The organism is Nostoc sp. PA-18-2419 (assembly GCF_005869855.1).
Taxonomy (GTDB): Bacteria; Cyanobacteriota; Cyanobacteriia; order Cyanobacteriales; family Nostocaceae; genus Nostoc.
Map to the genome: position 1 here is coordinate 223,473 of NZ_SZNH01000004.1, position 21,725 is coordinate 245,197.

17 protein-coding genes and 1 pseudogene are annotated in these 21,725 nt (G+C 41.1%); 8 read left to right on the forward strand and 10 right to left on the reverse strand.

The window, feature by feature from the left end; all coding sequences use genetic code 11:
- Positions 1 to 247: 247 nt before the first annotated feature.
- The gene (locus FCR06_RS06505) at positions 248 to 949 is read left to right on the forward strand and encodes a phosphorylase (RefSeq protein WP_138498025.1); all 702 of its coding nucleotides are present in this window, start codon (positions 248 to 250) and stop codon (positions 947 to 949) included.
- 128 nt (positions 950 to 1,077) lie between these two features.
- Positions 1,078 to 1,395: a hypothetical protein gene (locus FCR06_RS06510; RefSeq protein ID WP_138498026.1), complete on the forward strand. Its 318-nt coding sequence runs from the start codon at positions 1,078 to 1,080 to the stop codon at positions 1,393 to 1,395.
- Here FCR06_RS06510 and FCR06_RS06515 read toward each other — a convergent pair.
- Together FCR06_RS06515 and FCR06_RS06520 are read right to left on the reverse strand one after the other, a co-directional pair.
- Positions 1,377 to 1,850 carry a hypothetical protein gene (locus tag FCR06_RS06515; RefSeq protein ID WP_138498027.1) on the reverse strand — a complete coding sequence of 158 codons (474 nt, stop codon included), beginning with the start codon at positions 1,848 to 1,850 and terminating at the stop codon, positions 1,377 to 1,379. The two genes, FCR06_RS06510 and FCR06_RS06515, sit on opposite strands and share 19 nt — an antisense overlap.
- 143 nt (positions 1,851 to 1,993) lie before the next feature.
- Positions 1,994 to 4,336 (reverse strand): PhoD-like phosphatase, encoded by a 2,343-nt coding sequence (locus FCR06_RS06520; RefSeq protein WP_138498028.1) that lies wholly within the window; start codon positions 4,334 to 4,336, stop codon positions 1,994 to 1,996.
- Positions 4,337 to 4,944: 608 nt separating this feature from the next.
- Between FCR06_RS06520 and FCR06_RS06525 the strand changes: the two genes are divergently transcribed.
- Entirely contained in the window at positions 4,945 to 5,550 is a 606-nt protein-coding gene (locus FCR06_RS06525; protein WP_138498029.1) for a DUF4360 domain-containing protein, read from the forward strand.
- Between the two features lie 192 nt (positions 5,551 to 5,742).
- Here FCR06_RS06525 and FCR06_RS06530 read toward each other — a convergent pair whose 3' ends face one another.
- Positions 5,743 to 7,134, reverse strand: a complete 1,392-nt coding sequence (locus FCR06_RS06530) for a malic enzyme-like NAD(P)-binding protein (RefSeq protein ID WP_138498030.1) — start codon at positions 7,132 to 7,134, stop codon at positions 5,743 to 5,745.
- 998 nt (positions 7,135 to 8,132) lie between these two features.
- Between FCR06_RS06530 and FCR06_RS06535 the strand changes: the two genes are divergently transcribed.
- Together FCR06_RS06535 and FCR06_RS06540 are read left to right on the forward strand one after the other, a co-directional pair.
- Entirely contained in the window at positions 8,133 to 9,275 is a 1,143-nt protein-coding gene (locus FCR06_RS06535) for a hybrid sensor histidine kinase/response regulator (RefSeq protein WP_138498031.1), read from the forward strand.
- 150 nt (positions 9,276 to 9,425) lie between these two features.
- Positions 9,426 to 10,808 (forward strand): aldehyde dehydrogenase, encoded by a 1,383-nt coding sequence (locus tag FCR06_RS06540; protein ID WP_138498032.1) that lies wholly within the window; start codon positions 9,426 to 9,428, stop codon positions 10,806 to 10,808.
- A 96-nt stretch (positions 10,809 to 10,904) separates the two neighbouring features.
- Here the strand turns inward: FCR06_RS06540 and FCR06_RS06545 are convergent, their stop codons facing one another.
- The 3 genes from FCR06_RS06545 to FCR06_RS06555 all read right to left on the reverse strand — a co-directional run bounded on the left by FCR06_RS06545 (position 10,905) and on the right by FCR06_RS06555 (position 12,796).
- Positions 10,905 to 11,510 (reverse strand): sulfite oxidase-like oxidoreductase, encoded by a 606-nt coding sequence (locus FCR06_RS06545; RefSeq protein WP_138498033.1) that lies wholly within the window; start codon positions 11,508 to 11,510, stop codon positions 10,905 to 10,907.
- Positions 11,511 to 11,946: 436 nt separating this feature from the next.
- Positions 11,947 to 12,120 (reverse strand): 50S ribosomal protein L32, encoded by a 174-nt coding sequence (gene rpmF / locus FCR06_RS06550; RefSeq protein WP_138498107.1) that lies wholly within the window; start codon positions 12,118 to 12,120, stop codon positions 11,947 to 11,949.
- Between the two features lie 229 nt (positions 12,121 to 12,349).
- Positions 12,350 to 12,796, reverse strand: a complete 447-nt coding sequence (locus tag FCR06_RS06555) for a hypothetical protein (RefSeq protein WP_138498034.1) — start codon at positions 12,794 to 12,796, stop codon at positions 12,350 to 12,352.
- Between the two features lie 202 nt (positions 12,797 to 12,998).
- Here FCR06_RS06555 and FCR06_RS06560 point away from each other — a divergent pair, with 202 nt between their 5' ends.
- Positions 12,999 to 14,876, forward strand: a complete 1,878-nt coding sequence (locus FCR06_RS06560) for a caspase domain-containing protein (RefSeq protein WP_138498035.1) — start codon at positions 12,999 to 13,001, stop codon at positions 14,874 to 14,876.
- A 105-nt stretch (positions 14,877 to 14,981) separates the two neighbouring features.
- Here FCR06_RS06560 and FCR06_RS06565 read toward each other — a convergent pair whose 3' ends face one another.
- Complete coding sequence (locus tag FCR06_RS06565) at positions 14,982 to 15,359, reverse strand: Mo-dependent nitrogenase C-terminal domain-containing protein (protein ID WP_138498036.1); 378 nt, start codon at positions 15,357 to 15,359, stop codon at positions 14,982 to 14,984.
- A 542-nt stretch (positions 15,360 to 15,901) separates the two neighbouring features.
- Here FCR06_RS06565 and FCR06_RS06570 point away from each other — a divergent pair.
- Positions 15,902 to 16,453: pseudogene (locus FCR06_RS06570) on the forward strand (SLC13 family permease); the annotation flags it as partial.
- Positions 16,454 to 16,630: 177 nt separating this feature from the next.
- Here the strand turns inward: FCR06_RS06570 and FCR06_RS06575 are convergent.
- The 3 genes from FCR06_RS06575 to FCR06_RS06585 all read right to left on the reverse strand — a co-directional run bounded on the left by FCR06_RS06575 (position 16,631) and on the right by FCR06_RS06585 (position 20,851).
- On the reverse strand, positions 16,631 to 18,403 hold the full coding sequence (locus FCR06_RS06575; RefSeq protein WP_138498037.1) for a ribonuclease J: 1,773 nt from the start codon (positions 18,401 to 18,403) through the stop codon (positions 16,631 to 16,633).
- A gap of 278 nt (positions 18,404 to 18,681) precedes the next feature.
- Complete coding sequence (gene dapA, locus FCR06_RS06580; protein WP_138498108.1) at positions 18,682 to 19,566, reverse strand: 4-hydroxy-tetrahydrodipicolinate synthase; 885 nt, start codon at positions 19,564 to 19,566, stop codon at positions 18,682 to 18,684.
- Between the two features lie 247 nt (positions 19,567 to 19,813).
- On the reverse strand, positions 19,814 to 20,851 hold the full coding sequence (locus tag FCR06_RS06585) for an aspartate-semialdehyde dehydrogenase (protein ID WP_138498038.1): 1,038 nt from the start codon (positions 20,849 to 20,851) through the stop codon (positions 19,814 to 19,816).
- A 664-nt stretch (positions 20,852 to 21,515) separates the two neighbouring features.
- On the opposite strand from FCR06_RS06585, the gene FCR06_RS06595 reads away from it, so the two are divergent.
- Positions 21,516 to 21,719: a hypothetical protein gene (locus tag FCR06_RS06595; RefSeq protein WP_189523338.1), complete on the forward strand. Its 204-nt coding sequence runs from the start codon at positions 21,516 to 21,518 to the stop codon at positions 21,717 to 21,719.
- Positions 21,720 to 21,725 lie beyond the last annotated feature (6 nt).

A 21,725-nucleotide genomic window follows, 5' to 3' on the forward strand; every position in this document is an offset into this window, starting at 1 on the left:
TAGAACTCAGTAAACCTGTTCTAGTGACTTTTTGCAAAATTCCCTACTTCAAACATTGCTATGAGCTACTTGCGATCACTTGCGATGATATCTTTCAAAAGTCAATCTTCACAATCTTTGATCCGATTCTAAACCCAAAGACACTCCATATTGTGTTTTTTGTCAATTGATTAAGCCAGACTTGTCAATATTGCCTTGACCATCATCTAGTTAATATTTACCAAACTCCAAAATATCGAGAGCGCTAGTGCCTAATCTTTTACCCCACGACATAATTCTCGTACCTCAAGGAGCAGAATATCAAGCTGTTTGTCGCGGATTACGCAATATTACTAACTGCATCCCAACAGTATTACCCATCCCTATTGGGATGAAGCCTTTACTTCAATACCTGCAACAATCGATAGAAAATGGACAATTTATGACTGGGTCGAGAGTGTTGCTTGTAGGTTTATGTGGCAGCTTGAGCGATCACTACACTGTTGGTGATATTGTGCTATATCAAGATTGCGTTTATCAAAGTAAACGGCAAGAATGCGATCGCACTTTTACCACACAATTACACTCAGCACTCACCACTTCCCATTCTCGATTGAATTTAGTCAAAGCTTTGACAAGCGATCGCATCATTTGGTCTGCGTCCCAAAAACGCCGTTTGGCAGAGACTTTGGCGGTTGATGTTGTTGATATGGAAGGATTTGCTGCCCTTGAATTTTTCAATGCAGTTGGGATTGCAGTGGCAATGCTGCGAGTAGTTAGCGATGATTCTCGGCACGATATCCCCGACCTCACTCCAGCAATCAATTCTAATGGTTCCCTGCGTCCTTTGCCTTTAGCTATGGGAATGCTTCGACAACCCCTTGGTGCTACTCGGCTGATTCGAGGTTCATTAATAGGACTCAAAGTGTTAGAGCAAGTTACAAATCATCTCCTTAATATTAGTGCCTAACGCACCGCCAGATAATACGGTGCGTTAGGCACAAGCCATAATACACCGTACTTAAGATTTACTTTATAGGGGATCTAGGTTTCAGGCTTCAGTGCGTAAGTCCTGCTTTTTACTCGAACGTTGAGCTTTTGAACTCGGAAGTTGCACCTTTTTACTCGAACGTTGAGCTTTTGAACTCGAAAGTTGCACCTTTTTACTCGAACGTTAAGCTTCTGAACTCGAAAGTTGCACCTTTTTACTCGAACGTTGAGCTTCTCAACTCGGAAGTTGCACCTTTTTGCTCGAACGTTAAGCTTCTGAACTCGAAAGTTGCACCTTTTTACTCGAACGTTGAGCTTCTGAACTCGGAATGTTGTGCTTTTAACTCCAACATCCAAGTTCTGAGCTTAAATGCTGCACCTCAAAAGTGCAACTACCGAGCTATTTTCTACAACGCTGCTTTTTGAGACTTGGGCTTTCCAGGTTTACGAGCAAATCGTTGTCCCATTTCCACAACCACTGTATCTAAACCCGCCCCTTGTCCACTAACTTTGGCATAGTTATATACCTGCAACGCGGCTGCATAAGCTTCGCTACCAACTGCAACAGCTGTATCATTCACCAACTCTTGTAACTGCGTCAACGACAACAACACCGGATACAACGCTTCAAATAATTGAACGTCCTTCCGCATCTCTTCCAAGTCGAATGAACGCGGTAAAAACTCTGGATTCTGCGCCGCCACCTCTAATGCTTTACTAACAAAGGCGCGACTCTTATCTCCCATTTTGGGTAAAGTCTTACGCTCCTCGGAACTTAAATCAACCAGAAATGGTAACTTTTGTTTAATGGTGCTGATTGCTTGCAACACAGCATCTCTCTCTGTTTGAGACAATGTTGCGCTAATTGGGGTCGTAGACATAGAAATCACTCTCCGGTATGTTTCTTAAATCTAGAGTGCCCAGATATACAATTTAAATTTATATTTGCAAAGCTAAGCTAGTCATCGTCAAACAATTTCAGATTTTAGATTGAGCGACACCAGAGCAATCTCAAATCCCAAATCTAAAATTTAAAATTTCCCAACAATGACTGATTGGGTGTTAACTCAGTTGCAAAACGACTGTAAACAATTTGGGTTGGATGCCAACAAGAAAACCAATAGGAATCTTGAATAACTTGGTAAGAACTACTCGAAGAAGGCAACTCAAACTGAACCAAACTTAAGTTATTTAACCCAACTACTTCTCGCCCTTCTTGAAACCAGCGAGATTTCCAAAACATTAGAGGTTGTAAATATCGTCTTTTAGTATTTTCTGCTCGTTTCCAAGGAGCTATAAATGATGAGATATCTGGTGTGCAGCCAGAAGCTTGAGCGGTTTGTCGAATTATCCATTCCAGCACACAATACCAATCAGGGTCAGTTAATCGCTGACGTTGGCGTAGCTGACTGCTGGGGTAGCGTTTGGCAGTAAAGGTATCGTGGTGTAATTTTTTGTCGGAAATTTCTACCATATTGGCAGGATTCACCCATCCGATCCAATATCGCAGCTTTTCTGCTAATAACCAATCTTTGATGCGTGTATGAATTAGCCGTGTTAGCGGTTCTTCATTCTTCAGGGCACTAGAAGTTAACTGGACTAAAACCGATCGCAATTGCGAATCGGTGCGTGCATAAGACAAGCGAGCCGCAAAACTGTAATGAATATCTCCAGATAAAATAATCACTTGTTGACGTTGCTCAAACAAAGTATTGAGGAATTTTGCCAGTGCTTCAACATTAATATTCCAAGCATCACCAACATCTGTGGAAAAAACTTTCTCTTGTTGTAAATGCCAATGGTGAACCCAATCAATCACTTGCGAACCGAATACATTCGTGGGTGCGATCACAAATGTGGCTTGAATCTGAGTTTCTTGAGCAATTTGGCGTAAAGGCAAAACTAGTTGTTGCTTAAAGGCTTGTGGACATAACAGCATCGGTGGGGCAATCGCTTTTTGCTCGGCAGGGTAACCCCTTCTGGTGCGTGTATCCAAGACAATCACCTCATGACAATTGCTCTGGACTATGTAGTTCCAACTAAGTGCTTCTGGATGTCGAGCTAGAACAAACACAGATCCGTCTCGCACTAACATCGGTAAACCTGTGTGCGGATCGCTGGGTGGCATACCAAGATAACGAGCGATCGCTCGATCAGCCTTTGGATCTTTCCCTTGCTCGGCTGACCAAGCTTGTACAGCAGCTAGCAGTTTTTCTCCAGATTGACCTTCTGTAAATTGCCCAGGTGTATTGCCCCAAGCTTGAAACAGCGTGTAGGCTAATAAAGCATTTTGCACTACTCGCCGCCCTAAGGGACGCCCCAGCACTCGCAAACACCAAGCTTGGTTCAAATTCCAGTCATCACTGACATCATGGTCATCAAAAATGGTGTAGGTGGGAATATTGGCAAGGGCACGACGCACTTTTCCCAGCGTATAAATGAATTGTCGCAAATTCCGGACTGCCCGGTTCCAGTTTTGGATCGCTCGGCGATCGCGTTTTACTTGGTGTCCTTTGGGAAATGCGATCGGCCAGCACACTGGCGACCACGTTAATAAATAAGTAGCGTAATACTCGCCCAAGCTCAACAGATGACTGGCAACTTTCTTCGATTTATGATGTAATCCTGCGGTCAAGCCGGCTTCATTTGTCACAACTTTCGCCCGCTCTCCGGGGGGCAGTTCCTTGGGAGTGCAGTACGTTCCACCTACAGGAAGTTGTTCTTCCCAACCCAGCAGAGCATCCCCCAGAGTAGTCGCAACCCACAGCGACGGATCTGCTACATCATCACCGTAAATTTGATCCCCAGTCAGGAATAGCTGGTGAGGACGGCGTTGAGTTTGATTTGCAGATGCTTCAATTAGGTAGTCGAGAATCGGTAAGGCATCAAGCCCAGAACCATGAGGTTTCCGACAGGAAGAATGGACAATTTGCAAATCTTCGAGACGGCTAGGTGGTAGGGTAAAGGTTGGTTTTTGATGCTCAAAGTAGCTGATGTTAACTGTAGGGTAGGAGTTTGAGCATAATGCTTGTTGCAGGGTTTGCGGAGTCTGGTTAGCAACAGTCAACTGGAGGTCATATCCATAGATGGTATCGCTAATTAGGCAATGTCCAACTGGAGAGCGAGCGGTGACAGCAACAACGTGAAGATACTTACCCAAAGCAACAGTAGAGCGTTCCCCTTGCAATAAGCAATTTCCCAGGACTTCACCATCATTTATGGTGTGATAAACCTTGAGTTCTACCTGACAAGCTTGTTTGAGCGCCAGCCATACCGTTACTGATTCAGGTTGAGTATGTTTGAGAATTGGCCCCGCCAAAACTAACGGTAGTCTTTGGAAAAACTCTTCTCCAGCTTGGTATTTCATTACAAACAATTGACATGAAAGTGCTGATGTTTTTAATGTATTGCTTTCACTTCTAGCAATTGACAGATAATCTATTAAGGTTGATTTGCCTGATGTGATATAACTTTCCTAACTCGATTTGTGAACCCCACTTACAGTAATCCACAGATTTCTTTTTTGAGGATAGTAGTTTTACTTACTACTGTGCAATCTGGCTTTAGGACTTCTAGAGAATAAATTAACCAATTTATTTAGATGATACTTTTCTTTTTCCCCCGATGTTTGGATCGGAGGAAGCCTCGGCTCCACCTTCTCTTCCTGCTCCCTGCCTTTTTGCCTACACAGCGATTGATTATTTTTTATTTCTAAGTCCCTTTATCGTCTATGCCTAGCCCAAAACCTCGATTTGGCAATAACTACGAATAAGTTCTAGCTAAGTCAACAACTGCCAGTTGAAGCTGTTAAATTTCTCATATTTCAGTTAACTTTCCTTGAAAAAAGCTAAGTTTGTTTACTTAGGAAACAAACTCATACTTGTGTAAGTCGTAAGACCTACGAAAATTGACGTACCAACGATGGTTGGAAATTTTCACTTACAACTAGTTAAAAATACTCAAAACAGGTAAGTTATGAATAATCAAAATTTACTGCAAACTTCGATGAGGTTTGCAAAAGTTTCTTTGGCTGCTGCTACATTAATGACCGCTTCTGTTGGCCCCGCCTTTGCTGCCGACAAAGTAGAAATTTTAGGTGCAGATTACGGTGGTAATGGTTGCCCTGGCGGCTCTGCTAGTGTGAGTGTCAGCCCTGACGGTCAAGAGCTAAGTATTTTATTTGATAAGTTTATGGCTATCGGAAATAACACAGCAGAAAGACGCAAAAGCTGTAATTTGAGCATTCCGATTAAAGTACCTCAAGGCTTTCAAATTTCCCTTTACGATGCCGATTATCGGGGCTATGTTGCTCCCTCGACAATTGGCAGACTAAGAGCAGAGTACTTTTTTGCCGGTCAGCGCGGCCCTGTTTTTTCTCGGACATTTAGAGGCGAAAGTGACTACAATGTTCGAGACAAATTAGTGACTGTGGCTGATGTCTGGTCAGCCTGTGGCGACAGTGTAAATATGCGGGTGAATGCTGCGATGACCGCCAGTGGTCAAGGGATGGCAACTGTCGATTCCTTTGACCTTGCACACCGTGGTTTGGTTTATCACATCAAATATCGCCAGTGTCGGTAGTTAATATCATCAAATCAGCGAAGAGTAAAACAGGCGTATGGTGGAGGATTTAAACCCGCCACCAACGCTTCACCTTTTTCGTCAGACTTTGACCCAACGAACAAAACTGACAACTAATAACTTAAGTGTCAATTATCTAAACTCAACTCAATTGAGCTATAACTGACAGCTTGAGTTAATATTTGCAGTCGCTCAATTGTGAGCAATACCTTCTTGACGTGCAGCGTGTTGTACAGCAGCAGCAACCGCAGTGACGACACGCTCATCAAAGACTGAAGGAATAATATGTTCCCGATTCAAGTCTGAAGGCTTGACCAAAGAAGCGATCGCAGTTGCAGCTTCTAAGTACATCGTAGTGGTAATTGTCTGTGCCCGACAATCCAAAGCACCACGGAATACTCCCGGAAAAGCTAAAACGTTGTTGATTTGGTTTGGATAATCACTGCGACCGGTGGCGATGACAGCAACATTTTTGTGAATTAATTCTGGCTGAATTTCGGGAATCGGATTTGCCATTGCAAACACAATTGGGTCTTTGGCCATCGATTGCACCATCTCCGGTGTCAAAACTCCTGGTACGCTGACTCCAATAAAAACATCTGCGCCTTGCATTGCACCTGCTAAGGTACCTTGAGCTTTCACCGCAAATTCGAGTTTTTCTTGTGTCAGGTCGCTGCGGCTGCTAGAAATAATTCCTTTAGAGTCGCACATCCAGATTTTTTCTGCTCCAGCTTTCTTCAGTAAGCGAGCGATCGCTACTCCAGCAGCGCCCGCACCGTTAATCACGATGCGGATTTCTCCGATTGCTTTATGTACCAACTTCAAGGCATTAAACAAGGCTGCTAAAGTAACAATTGCAGTCCCGTGTTGGTCGTCATGAAAAACCGGAATATCTAATTCCTGTCGCAATCTCTGCTCAATTTCAAAACAACGTGGTGCAGCAATATCTTCTAAATTCACACCACCAAATACCGGAGCGAGATTTTTGACTGTCTGAATAATCTCATCTGTATTTTGGGTAGCCAGGCAGATGGGAAAAGCATCCAGCCCTGCAAATTCCTTAAATAGCATCGCTTTGCCTTCCATAACTGGCAGCGCAGCAGCAGGCCCGAGATTTCCCAAACCTAAAACCGCACTACCATCTGTAACAATGGCAACAGTATTTTGTTTGATGGTTAACTTGTAAACTTCCTCTGGATCTTGAGCGATCGCAGTACAAATTCGACCGACTCCGGGTGTATACGCCATTGCTAAATCAGACACACTTTTTAAGGGAATTCGGCTAGCAATGCTGATTTTGCCACCGCGATGCAAATTGAAGGTCCGATCATAGACACTGAGTAACTTAATATCTGGCAGTGCTTTGACTGCTTGCACAATCGTCTCCGCATGTTCGGTACTAGCAGCATCAACGGTAATATCGCGGGTAGACTCGTTGCGGCTTTGGTCGATTAAATCAATTTGACCGATATTACCACCAGTAGTGGCGATCGCTTGGGTTAGCGACGCCAACATTCCTACGCGATTGGGAATCTGCAAGCGGATCGTCAAACTAAAACTAGAATTAGGAGTGAGGTCTGCCATTTTAATTTGGGATTTTAAGTTTTAAATTTTATACTGAATTGCTTGATAAAAATCTAGACAAAAGCTAAAATATAGTGTTTTTATCAAATCAATTTGAAATCCGTAGAGTGGGTTCACGCAGCTTAACGCACCTTCGTTAATTAGTAAAACTCTACAGAAAATATTTTTAACTTGCCAAAATTAAGGGAGTTTTGTGGGAGAGTCAGCGCAAATCCAGGCTTTTCCTTTGTAAATCACTACTGTCCAGATTTCCTGACTTCAAGATGTATTATGACCCACTTTTATTGCCAAACGTTGATTGTGACATCTTGATTAGCACTCCTGAAACTTGCTTTACTTGCTTTCAATATCAGCACTAATTAAAAAATCTAATTTCCAGTGGAGTTATGATCTAAATAAGCCTTATCTATTGACTTTTTGCGTGTCCTCTATCTCCTGTGCGGTTAGCTATTTTATAATTTATCGGTGTTCAATGAAAATGCTTGATAAATTTAAAGCAGTCTGTTTGGCTAATTTAACATAAATTAATAGTTAATCTATGTAAATTGTGTCTAAGGGGCGATGCCTACGCAATTTTATCTTCAGTTTACTATAGAAATTACTATATCAAATATTACCTATTCTTTAGCATCATTTACTGAATCGAGATTTTAAATTTTACTAGCCATAATTTATAGCAGGAGGCAGTTCGCGTAGCATGTCGAAGACAAGGCAGTTTTAGCTGTTATTGCTGGAGATAGAACTATTACTATTCCTAGCATTCATGCTTGTTATTGTGTCCTAAAAAGTGTGACTACAGCTATATATTAATTAGTTATTTTTTGATAAAAATCCAGCCCAGTTTAACTTCAGGGGAAACTCTACAGTCGCTAAATACCAACTTGCAAATAAATAATATATCTTAAGTGTGAGGTCAATTCAAAGAATTAGCAGACAAATTGATACAAACACGAGATCAACTTTCAAAAATTTATTTTTACCTCATACCTTGCCGTGACATGACTTTACAATCTTCTCGTTCTGACAAAATTCTGGTTGTTGATGACTCTCCTGATAATGTGTTTTTAATCAAAACTATTTTGGAGGAAGAAGGTTATACCATTAACACCGCAGAAAATGGTATTTCAGCATTAGCGCAATTGCAAGCATCTCCTTGTGACTTGGTGCTGTTGGATTTGATGATGCCAGGTATGGACGGATACGAAGTTACTAAATATATTCGCGGGAAGATGAAGTTATCACAATATATTCCCATACTGCTAATCACTGCCCACGATACGCCCAACGTTGCTCATGGATTAGACTTGGGTGCTGATGATTTTATCCGCAAACCAGTAACAGTAGACGAATTACTGGCAAGAGTGCGATCGCTTTTGCGTTTGAAGCGTAGTATGGATGAACGCGATGAAATAGCACGCCAGCGAGAAGATTTTGTCTCCCGCCTCACCCACGACTTACGCACTCCCTTAGTAGCAGCTGATCGGATGTTAATGCTATTTCAACAAGGCGCTTTAGGAGCATTATCACCGCAAATGCAGGAAGTAATTGCAATCATGGCTCGCAGCAATATCAACCTGCTTTCTATGGTTAATACCTTATTAGAAGTTTATCGTTTTGAAGCAGGTCGTAAAACTTTGGCACTGCAACCTATTAATTTAGCACACTTACTACAGGAGGTAGTTGGAGAATTGACACCTCTAGCTCAAGAGAAAACACTGTCTATTAATCTGAAATTGAGTGAGGAGTTAAATACAAATACAGCACTCGGCGATCGCTTAGAATTACATCGTTTATTCACTAATCTAATCGGCAATGCAATTAAATTTACCGAGTCTGGTTCAGTGACTATTCGTCTTACTTCTCAAACCCAGTTTGAGAAAAATAGCCAATATCAATTCTCTGGAAAATCTGATGCTGACTATATTAGTATTGAGATAGCCGATACTGGGCCGGGTGTTTCTTTTGAAGAACAAAGCACCATCTTTGAAAGATTTCGCCAAGGCAGTCACAAGAGTTCTGGTAGTGGCTTAGGACTCTACCTTGCTCGCCGAATAATTGAAGCACATCAAGGCGTTATTTTGCTGAATTCCGAATTAGGTAAAGGTAGTAAATTTATTGTACTTTTACCCCAAAAAATATAATAAGTCTAACAATTAAAAATTATTAATTCATCAGTGTTTGAAATTTTTTATCAGACAAGCTTTTTGTTGGGTAGCAAAGCTGTAGGGTGTTACCACAAATATACTGAGGTAGCGCTAGGATTAAATAAGTAGTTGTTTATCGCACAAAAAATGATTACCACTGAATTATCTAACGTTGGTGATATAATCCAGAATCAGCGTAAATTTTTTCAAACAGGCAAAACTAAAGATGTAAATTTTCGCCTTGAGCAACTCCAAACACTCAAGCAAGCAATTGTTGAACATAAACAAGAGATAATCCAGGCTTTACAAGCAGATTTACATAAACCGGAAGTCGAGATTTATCTAACAGAAATCAACGTCACTAAAGAAATTGATTATGCTATAAAACATCTCAAAACTTGGACTAAGCCCAAAAAAGCACCCGTTTCCTTTGATTTTTTTTCCTACTCAGCTAGCATTTATCCAGAACCACTAGGAGTTGTGTTAATTATCGCCCCTTGGAACTATCCATTTCAATTAATGATTTTTCCGTTAATAGGTGCGATCGCTGCTGGAAATTGTGCAATTATTAAACCGTCAGAAATTGCCTCCCATACTTCTGGTATTGTCTCTAAAATTATTAGCAAATATTTTCAACCAGCTTATATTGCAGTAGTCGAAGGAGGCATAGAAGCGAGTGAAAAACTACTAGCAGAAAAATTTGACCATATCTTTTTTACCGGTGGTACAGCTGTGGGCAAAATTGTTATGGCAGCAGCGGCAAAACATCTGACACCAGTTACTTTAGAATTGGGTGGTAAAAGTCCTTGTATAGTTGATACTGATATTAATCTCGAACACACTACTAGACGAATTACTTGGGGCAAATTTATTAATGCTGGACAAACTTGTATTGCTCCTGACTATCTTTTAGTTGATAAAAAAATCAAAAAAGATTTAATAGATGGGATAGAAAAATGCTTAAGGGAATTTTATGGCGATCATCCAGCGAATAGTCCTGATTATGCCAGAATTATTAGTCAAAAACACTTTGATAGATTAGTTAAATTCCTTGAAAATGGTGAAGTGATTATTGGCGGAGAAACTAAATCTTCAGAGCGTTATATTGCCCCGACAATAATTAATAATGTCTCCTTAGAAGATTTTATAATGCAGGAAGAGATTTTTGGTCCCATTCTGCCCATAATTGAATACACTGATATTACCGAAGCGATCGCCTTGATTAATTCTAGACCAAAACCCTTAGCGCTATACTTCTTCTCTCAAAACAAAAACCTACAAAAGCAAGTTTTAGAGGAAACTTCATCAGGTGGAGTCTGTATTAACGATACAATTATGCAGGTTGCCGTCTCATCTTTACCATTTGGAGGAGTAGGAGATAGTGGTATTGGCAATTATCACGGCAAAGCTAGTTTTGACACCTTTTCTCATCACAAAAGTGTATTACAAAACTCCTTCTGGCTGGATTTAAAATTCCGCTATGCTCCCTACAAAGACAAATTGCCCTTAATTAAGAAACTTTTGGGTTAACAAGCTATTTTTTAAATTCTAAAGCTGCAAATTTTAGATTTTAGATTTTGGATTTAAGGAAAAATCTAAAATCAAAAATTGAATGGTTCTTAACTATTAAAAGGCAAACGCACTGCTGTAACGTTCTTCAGTCCAAGGTTCACCACGGCTGTGGTAGCCATTGCGCTCCCAAAAACCAAGTTCTTCACTAGATAAAAACTCTAAACCATTAATCCATTTAGCACTTTTCCAAGCGTAGAGGTGAGGAACAACTAGCCGCATTGGACCACCGTGTTCAACTGGAAGATTTTCACCAAAAACTTTAAAAGCAAAGAAGTTTTCTTCTCGCATAAAGTCTTCCAGAGAGATATTAGTAGTGTAGCCACCATAGCAATGTTCCATAATGTGGGCTACTTTGGCGTCTAGCTCAATCAACTCCATGAAATCTACAACTTTAATACCAGTCCATTTAACATCGAGTTTAGACCAGCGCGTTACGCAGTGGAAGTCGGCTGTGAATTCGTGTTGAGGTAGTGCCATAAAGTCTGACCAATTAAAGCTGGTAGGTTTTGCTAAACCCCAAACCCGAAACTCCCATTCTTCAGTGTTAACTTGGGGAGTTGCACCGTAAGTTAATACTGGGAAACCCTTGGCTAAATGTTGACCTGGAGGAACACGTTCTTCGTCTGCTTTTCCTGGTTTCTGAAAAAATTTTCCTAACATAGTGGGAGAAAAATAAGTTTTCTCAAGATATTTAGAAACTTTTGTGCTAAGTTGCCAATAGCGCCAGATACATTACCCCTGATTATAATTGGGCTAAACACATTGAAATTCCAGAATTACTTTATCTGGTTATCCTTTGTTATTTGCAAATAACCAATAACCACTGACTAATCGCGGTCTTAACCAGATAATATCCAACTTGCAAGCACATTAACTTCTTAAATCATTAACCATAAATGATAGGTAATGGGTAATGGATGTTCCCAATTACTCACTACCAATTTTCCGGATTTAATGAGCTTGTGTAGAGTATCTATAATTCACGAGCCTATCAGGAAAGCTAAGAAAAAGCATTTATCCATTAGTAAGAAGTTTGAGCGGTGACTTTTGCCAATCAAATCTGTCGGTGCTGTTCATGCCTTTCCTGACTGGAAAATTATGATTCTTCTTCCTCTTGTTCCGCAGTTGGATAGACAAATGTAGAACGTCCGGTCAAAATAGACTTGCCCAGAGACAGAGCTTTCTGAGCTTCGATGGCGGCTTTGTGCCTCCAAGTAGCTCGGCGTTTATCTCGTTTTGATTTGGAAGTTTTCTTCTTAGGAACAGCCATGTCAGCAGATATCGTGATTTTTGACAACCTTTTTATTTTAGGCCATTCACCGACGCCAAAGATGCCAATTTAGCCAAGAATTAAGTAAGTTGAGCTTGAAACTAGGGCAGATGGTGGATTGTGAGTCCGGCAAGGCTGGAAAGCTTTTTTCTAATCTCCCCACACTGCCTCATCTTTACCAGTCTCCTGACTCTAGAACCAAGCTGCTAGAACTAGATTGGAGTAATCGCTATTTTTCAAACAACAGTAGCGATCGCGCAGTTTTGAAGTAAGTTGCCCAATTTTGAGCATCCGGGCGGCTGCGCCATTCTGGACGACTGACTTCTAATGTCAGAACTGGTGCGATCGCTCCATAACTTTGTACGGATACAATAATTGAAACATCTGTAACTAAAATATCTTGGTCAAAGCTCCGCTGAGCGGCTGCTCGAGCGGCTGCTTCGGCTCTTCGCACAATGGTTTCGTAGTTTTCTTCTGGCAGGCGATCAATCGCCAGGTCAACTCTGGCGGTGTAAGCTCGTACAACTTGAGGTGCGATCACTTCTGTCAAAAACCACGCAGGAACAGTAGATATGAGCAAAACTACTAAAGGAACTATCCGGATTGTTCTGGCAATTTGGCTAATAACTGAAAAGGAAGCGATCGATGATGGTATGTGAGCACAAATCTGACTCATGACCTTATAGCTCCTAACTAAACAATTTGTAAATTAAAATTAGGTGAAAGTATTTTCCGGTCAGTTAACGTAATAAAAATTACATTTTATCCGAAGATTCGTATAGAATCACCTAAACTAGAAAACATCACGTTAGCTTTGTTTTTTGAGCAAAGCCAACTGCAATTTTTAGACCAGCAAACAATAACCGACAAAGAGCGGGATGGCAAATTACTGGGCGATCACTATTGGTATCAATCAATATCAGTTATTTCAACCTTTAAGTTATGCCCAAGCAGATGCTGAGGCACTAAAGGATATCTTGGTGACAGAAGCAAGTTTTGTCCCCGGACACTGCTTCCTCATGACAGATACCTCACCACCAATTAAAGATAGATCCACCTATCCGACTAAAGAGAATATTCTGCTGCTGCTTGAGGATTTAGCTGCAACATGTTGGCAACCCCAAGACTATCTATGGTTATTTTTTAGCGGTTATGGAGTCAACTACAAAGGCAAAGATTACTTAATGCCAGCCGAGGGTAACCCCGAATTCGTGCCAGAGACAGGCATAGAATTGCGATCACTAATGCAAAGTCTGCAACTGGCTGAAATGAATGTATTATTTCTGCTTGATATTAACCGTGCTTTTGGCACTCAAGCAGATGCTCCCGTTGGGGAAGAAACCATAGAATTAGCCCAAGAACTAGAACTTGCCACTATTTTTTCTTGTCAGCCAGAGCAGTTTTCCCACGAAAGTAGCGAACTCGGTCACGGATTCTTTACAGCAGCTTTGTTAGAAGCCTTGCGTTCTGGTAATGGTAACAACTTGGCAGATTTAGAAAGCTACCTGAGCCTGGTAGTGCCCAAACTATGTCAGCACCACTGGCGCCCCATCCAAAACCCCGCTATTATCATCCCATCAAGACCGCAAATAATTTTGCCAAAATTTGCATTAGAAAACGATTTTCAACCAGAAGCGCTGATTTATCCAGAAGAATCCTTTGCTGTTGCCCTTGCAGCTCCCACCCTCGACGATTCCTCGATAAATCAGGGCAGATGGGGAGAAACAACTATTAATTCCAAAGTTTACAAGTCTAATGGCAAAGAAGTTCAACAGTCGGCTGCTGGCTTAGTTTCCCAGCCGCAGACAAATCCTTTGGTAGAAAGTTCTTTACGAGTGAACAGCAAGGAAAGATTTATCCCTGATTCCTCCCAAGCCTACGTCTCTCGATTGCCACACAATCAGCCAAATACTTCTTTGTGGAAGCAGTTTATCTTGTGGGGTGGAGGTAGCTTGCTAGTAGCAGGTTTAATCGCAGTAGTTTTTCTGCGTAATCAAGAGACTTTTAGAATTAAGGAAATCTCAAGCACATCGCCCAATGCTGCTGTTAGTAGTTCTAAGGGCATCAAGAATTTACCAAATGACCCCTCAGTAATTAAAACTACTCTACCAGTTAGACAAAAAAATCAATCTAGCGCCCAAACAGCCTCAAGTTTCGAGTCGCAAAAGCGCAATCAAGCAGTATTGGACTTGGCGAAAATGTCGCTCCAAGAAACTCAGGCTAGCGATTTGAGCTTAGCAATTGCCACAGCTAAGAGAATTAAAACCGGTGAACCACTGTATGAGCAAGCTCAGGAAAATATTAATATTTGGAGTCAGATGATTTTAGATTTAGCAGAGGGTCGTGCTAAACAAAGACAGTATGCTAATGCTATTGCCGCGGCTCGACTAATTACCAAAGACGAGCCGCTTTATGCCAAAGCCCAAGCGGCGATTAATTTGTGGCGGTTAGAAGGCAAGCAGTATGTGAGCAACAAAACTCTTTTAGACGCAGCTAATGCCTTAATTAAGTCTGGACAAGCGTCTACATACAATCGGGCGATCGAAGTTGCTAAAAAAGTACCAGCAGATCAACCAGGCTTTGATACTGCCCAAAAATCGATCAATAACTGGAGTGAGAAAATTTTAGACTTGGCCAAGCGTCGCGCTGCCGTAGGTGAACTCAATACCGCAATTGAAACTGCTACTTTAGTACCAGAGGAGACAGCTTCTTACGAAGATGCTCAGGATGCCATCCAAAAATGGCAAAAAAAATAGTAAAAAAATAGTAAAAAAATAGCTAGGAGTTAGGAGTTAGGAGTTATATTTTTAGTTCTACACTCATAACTCCTAACCTTTAACTTTTGCCTCAGTACTCTATGATTAGCAGTACTGCGATACATCTTCGCCACATTCGTCGGCTAGATAGCACAGCGCTCGAAAACGTAAACCAACCACTTCTTCATATAGGGGGTTGAGCTTACACATCGGCGGAATGTGAAACAGGGTTTTGCCAAATAATTTGACATCTCGTTCAAAGGGACACTGAGATGGAATTAGTTTGCACAAGTAATGAGCTAGCTGGCGATCACGAACTTGAATGTTTTCTACCCGTTGCCGTAGGGGTTGGAGAATATCCCAGTAATGACTAGAACCAGAAGGGTTTAGCTGGGTTAGTTTCTGGTCACTAGTCTCTGGTTGATTGATTGAGACCCAGCTTGCCAGAAAAATCTTTTTTGTGGTATTATCAAATACCTTCATGATTAATCCTCTGTATTATTGAGGCTGTTCACCTTTCTGGTGAATGTATACAACGTGGCAACGAACTTTCCGGAATATTCGCGTCCTGACTACGATATAATTTAATACCCGATTAGCCACTTAAGTCAGAATCTATATTTATTACTACGTTAAGTTAACCGCAATTTTCGCGGGATCGGTACTGTAGTAATCTAATCTTGTTCGTAACTTGACACAGTTTAAATTTTAATAAAGACATCCACCGTTGGGTAGGTTTTAGTGTAACATTTACAAAACTTAAAATAAAATCTTTTTCAAAGTATTTTTTGTAAGTATAAATAACAGTAATACCTTATTGGGCAGTTTTTCGTCTGTGTGTTTTTGCGTCCTTGAGTTTTATATTTTGTTAATTGCTAGCTAAATGCAAAAGACACACAGAGAGAAATTCTCCCTAGCCTTGAATCAAAGGTTACCGAAACAAAGTCTGCCTAACTAAAATAATCAGGCTAATATTAGTGATTTTTCGATAATTTGCTACCTATAGCGTCTTAGGATTAACTTACCTGGGGTTAGCATTGGGCTACATTCCGGGTTTACGCATGAACCGCGCCACCATCGCTTTAGTTGGTTCTGCTTTTTTAATTGCTTTAGGTGTTCTAAATCTACAATAAGCATGGCAGGCTATCGATACTAATACCATCATGTTTCTCTTGAGCATGATGCTAGTGAACGCCAACCTATTTTATGGAGGGTTTTTTCGGCGATCGCTATCTGTAATACTGAGTCTTACTCGCAGTCCTTTAAGCTTGTTGATTGCTTTAACTTTTAGCAGTGAGATTCTTTCAGCCTTTTTTCTCAATAACACCATAGCGCTGATTTTCACACCCTTAACCTTGAGCTTGACTCAAACTTTGGGTTTAAATCCGATACCTTATTTACTAGTGATCGCCGATGCAACTAATATAGGCTCGGTAGCTAGCTTGAGCACTAATCCGCAAAACATCTTGATTGGCTCCTTTTCAGGCATTCCTTACCTAGATTTTCTCCGTGTATTAGCATCTGTTGCCCTTGCAGGCTTGGTAATTCAAGTAGGATTACTGTGGCTACTTTATCCAATGGATATCGTCTGATCAAGACTTTTGATAGGTTGAGATAATTTTAATTTTGAGAGATAAGTTCGACAACTTTCTTGGAAACTAGTTTTTTGGAATGATTTTTCTCTAAATCTCACATCGAAACGCAAAGACGCTCTCAAAAACTCCGCGTCTGTGCGCCTCTGCGTGAGCTTTTTATTAAGATGCCACCTGAGCAGCAGTCCGAGTGCGCCGTCTTCTGCCATCAGCAACTTTCACCGGCGGCTCATCAGGGATTTGCATCAACAAAGTTACAGATGGTTGACATTGCAATTCTCGACGGATGGAACGTTGCAATTCTCTCTCCAAAGTACCTTGCAATCCACCCCAGTCTATATCTGCTGCTTCTCCCTCTCCAGCAGCAAATTCTGACCAGCGTGCAGTGAGAATTTCTTCAATCCGTTGTTTTACCCAGGTTTGTAGGAGCGATCGCTCTAAATTTGTAACTACACCCCGGAGGTGAATTTCTGGTTTTGCCAAGAGTTTACCATTCCAATCGATGGCAGCAGCAATAGTAACAATACCTTCTTCTGCCATGCGTTGCCGTTCTTGCAGCACTTTGGCGCTTACCATACCGGAACTTGTGGTATCTACTAGTTCTATACCAGATGGCACTTTACTAGCAACGCGGATAGAGTTTTCAGTCAGTTCTATAACATCACCATTTTGAATAATGATTGTGTTTTCTGCTGGTATACCCATACTTTGAGCAGTTTGGGCGTGCTTCACCAGCATCCGATGTTCGCCGTGGAATGGCACAAAGAACTTCGGTTTAGTTAAGGCAATCATCAGCTTTTGGTCTTCTTGACAGCCGTGACCAGAGACGTGAATTCCTTTATCCCGACCATAAACCACATTTGCCCCTTGAATCATCAATTTATCGATGGTGTTGACTACAGCGATCGTATTTCCGGGAATCGGATTGGCAGAGAATACTACTGTATCGCCTTGACGAATTTTGATGTGAGGGTGTTCTTTATTGGCAATGCGCGTCATTGCTGACATTGGTTCGCCTTGGGAACCTGTAGTCAGAACTAACACATTTTCATCTGGCAGGTTGCGGACTGCGTGCAAAGGTTGCAGCAAATTATCTTCACACTTGATGTAACCTAGATTCCGGGCATGAGCAATCAAGTTCAGCATGGAACGTCCCACCACCGTCACTACACGGTTATGCTTCTTGGCTAGATCCAAAATCATGTTGATACGATGGACGCTAGAAGCAAAGGTGGTGACAAACAATCGCCCAGGGGCTTGAGCAAATACTCGATCAAGATTGGGATAAACTGAACGTTCTGAAGGTGTAAAACCTGGTATTTCTGCATTAGTAGAATCACTTAGTAAACAAAGAACACCTTTTTCACCATGTTCTGCTAACCTTTGCAGGTCAAATTTTTCACCATCTACTGGCGTGTGGTCAATTTTAAAATCCCCTGTGTGAATGATTACACCGAGTGGTGTATGAATAGCAACAGTAAAGCTATCAGCTATCGAATGAGTATTGCGGATATATTCTACTAAAAAGTTTTTACCAATCCGCACCACATCACGGGGTAGAACTTTTCTTAATTCTGTGCGATCGCGTACTCCTGCTTCTTCTAATTTCCCTTCTAGCATTGCCATTGCTAGTCTCGGGCCATAAATCACGGGTATGTCAAATTGCTTGAGATGAAAAGCAATTCCACCAATATGATCTTCATGACCGTGGGTAACGATCATCCCTTTAATTTTGTGGCGATTTTCCCGCAAATAGGTCGTATCAGGGAGAACTATATTTACTCCATGCATCGCCTCTGTAGGAAAAGCCAATCCTGCATCTAACAGAACAATTTCATCGTCGTACTCGAAAACACAGGTATTTTTTCCAATTTCATGCAAACCACCTAAAGGAATAATTTTAAAGGCGGAATTATTAGCTTCGTTTTTAACCATTTTCTCCTGAGATTGTTACTTTTTGTTAATTAAGTTGATAGTTAGCAATTTTGTATTTCAAACAACTTTAATTGTCTTTTCAGTCAGTCCCAAAGCAATCTAGTTTTAATTGAAATTTTCAATTGTTTATTTAATAAAAAGGACGGCATACTAAAGTATTCATAGTATATCTATGAGTTTTAATACAGGTTTTTAATACCAACCCGTTAATAATTGCGGTCGTTGTTTATTATGTATGTTTCCTAAACATAGATTAGTAGCACTGAAGTAGCTGGCGGTTAGATTAAACTAAGTTCTTTAAGAACTTCCTCTAACTTTTGACTGACATCTGAGTCTGCTTCGCATAGCGGCAAACGAGTAGAACCAACCTCCCAACCTTGAAGTTTCAGGGCTTTTTTAACTGGAATGGGATTTGAAGTGAGAAATAAAGCTTTAAACAACGGGAAGAGTCGGAGATGAATCTCACTCGCTACCTCAATTTTACCCGCACTAAAAGCTTGGATCATCTGCTGTAGTTGGTTTCCTACCAGATGAGAAGCCACACTTACTACACCCTTTGCCCCGATTGCTAACATAGGCAAAGTCATGTAATCATCACCAGAGTAAATCTGAAATTCTTTTGGTGTCAAGCGACGAATTTCACTCGCTTGATCTATGCTACCGGTGGATTCTTTGATTGCGACAATATTGCTCACCTGAGCTAACTGGGCAACGGTTTCCGGCTGGAGGTTTTGTCCGGTACGACCAGGGACATTATATAACAACAGTGGTAAGTCGGGACAGGCTTGTGCTATAGCCTGAAAGTGAGCTTTTAATCCCGCTTGCGGTGGTTTGTTGTAATAAGGAACAACTTGTAAGGAACCATGTACTCCTATTTTAGCCGCTTTTTGGGTAGCAGCGATCGCTTCTTTAGTGGAATTTGAACCACAACCAGCTATTACCTTGGCTTTTCCTGCTACAGATTGCAACACTTCAACAAACAACTGGTATTCTTCCTCCCAACTCAGAGTAGGGGATTCCCCTGTTGTGCCACACACCACCAATGTATCTGTACCATTGCTAACTAGATGCGCTGCCAGTTCTGCCGCTACATCGTAGTTGACACTCCCGTCTGCTTTAAACGGTGTAATCATAGCGGTTAAAACATTGCCAAAATCTCCCACCCTCTTTGTCACTCCTAATTACCCATATTTTTATATAATTGGTGGTTTTCTTTTGTAATAATCTATTTGCAAATTTTTTTCAAGTCTCATTTGTCTTCTCCTGCAAACTTCTGTTTGGAGGAAACCTCCGCACCCTACGGTAAGCCGCAGAAGCGTTTACAGACTTTGCGCTTTGTCAATTGTGTTTTGTGCTTTTTCCTTTGTCCTTTGTTGATTCACTAATAACTTAATGACCAATGACTAATGACTAATGACTAGTAACTAATGGTTTGAGTAGATTTTTCTCTACCAATAACTCGGCGATTTGTATAGCATTCAATGCTGCCCCTTTGCGGATTTGGTCGCCACATAACCATAATTCCAAACCACAAGGATGAGAAATATCCTGACGAATTCTTCCCACTAGAACTTCGTCCTGACCTGTCGCTTCAATTGGCATTGGAAAATGGTTATTTTTCCAATCTTCTACCAATTTTACTCCTGGTGCAGAAGTTAATATTTCTTTGGCTGCATCTACACTAAAGGGAGTTGCAAACTCTAAATTAATTGCTTCTGAGTGAGCGCGAAGTACGGGAACCCGTACACAAGTCGCAGTAATTTTGATTTGCTGGCTGCTAAAAATTTTTCGGGTTTCGTTGACCATTTTCATTTCTTCCTCACAATAACCCAAATCGTTTAACGGCGAGTTATGCGGAAATAAATTAAATGCCAATGGGTAAGGCAATACTTCGGCAACTGGTCGTTGTCCTTGTAGTATAGCGCTGGTTTGGGTTTTCACTTCTGCCATTGCTCTTGCCCCAGCACCACTGGCAGATTGGTAAGTTGAGGCTACAATCCGCTGCACTGGTTTAATTTGATGCAATGGCCATACTGCCACAGTCATTAAAATTGTTGTACAGTTAGGATTGGCAATAATGCCTTGGTGATTGGCTGCGGCTTGGGGATTGACTTCTGGTACTACTAAGGGTACTTGGGGGTTCATCCGAAAGGCACTGGAATTATCAATTACCACTGCGCCCTTTTCGACGGCGACGCTTGCCCAAGTTTTGGATGTGGAGCCGCCCGCACTAGCAAGTACTATATCAACGTTTTCAAAAGCGCGATCGCTAACTGGCTCTACTAGTATATTCTCTCCATTAAACCGCAGCGATCGCCCGACACTCCGCTCTGATGCCAATAACTTTAACTCAGCAACCGGAAACGCACGGTTTTCTAATAATTCTAGCAACTCCGTACCAACGGCACCAGTGGCTCCCAAAATAGCTACACGATAGGATTTAGACAAACTTGCTTCCTCCTTTAAGAGGTTTGTATGTAATTTAGAACAATTGTCAATTTACTTAATATTTAAATGGCGATCACACTCTGGAAATACGTTTTGAATAAATTTAGATTTTTTCTAATTTTATCTATCTCTATATAATGCAATAAATTTATTTTCTTGACTTTTTCACAAGTTTCACTGATGTTGCATTTTCCAATTCTTCTTATTCATTTTTTACATAATTTTAAACTTTAGATTCATTATACAACAAACCGCTATTTAGCATAATAATTTGATATATCTGCACCTGGTCTTTTCAGAAGCATTCTACTACGTGTAAATGCAATCAAGTCTTAGTCGCCAAATGCGTTACCAAGATGATCAATATACTGTAGATTTCAACTAAATAAAGCTAGCACAACATTCAACTCAGCTATCGGGCTAGATTAAGAGATGAGCTTTGGTACAGCAAGTTAATAGCTAGACTCAATACTATAGCTTTAACTTTAAAATACTAACTACTGGCTGAGAACCAGGATATCACGGTGTCAGCCCAGTGAATAATTAATTCATGAGCGAGCAATTGTTTGGAGAAATAGGGAAGGTGGGGCCCCCTCTGGGGATAAGGGCTAATGGGGAGATTAGGGGCATGAGGGAGATGGGGAGGTAGGGGGAGAAATGACCAATGACCAATCACAAATCACCAATGACTAATTGTTATGAAGCTAAAGTGTCAAGTCTTTGGACATTGGCAGTACACTGGATCTTTGCCCCAGGACAACCATCCATCTTTGGATATCATCAACCCTTGTGGCAACCTCCCATTGCCCTTAAGAGACATCAAGCCATAAACGCGATTACTTGCGTCTTGTGTGTACTCAGAGTTTAAAATACC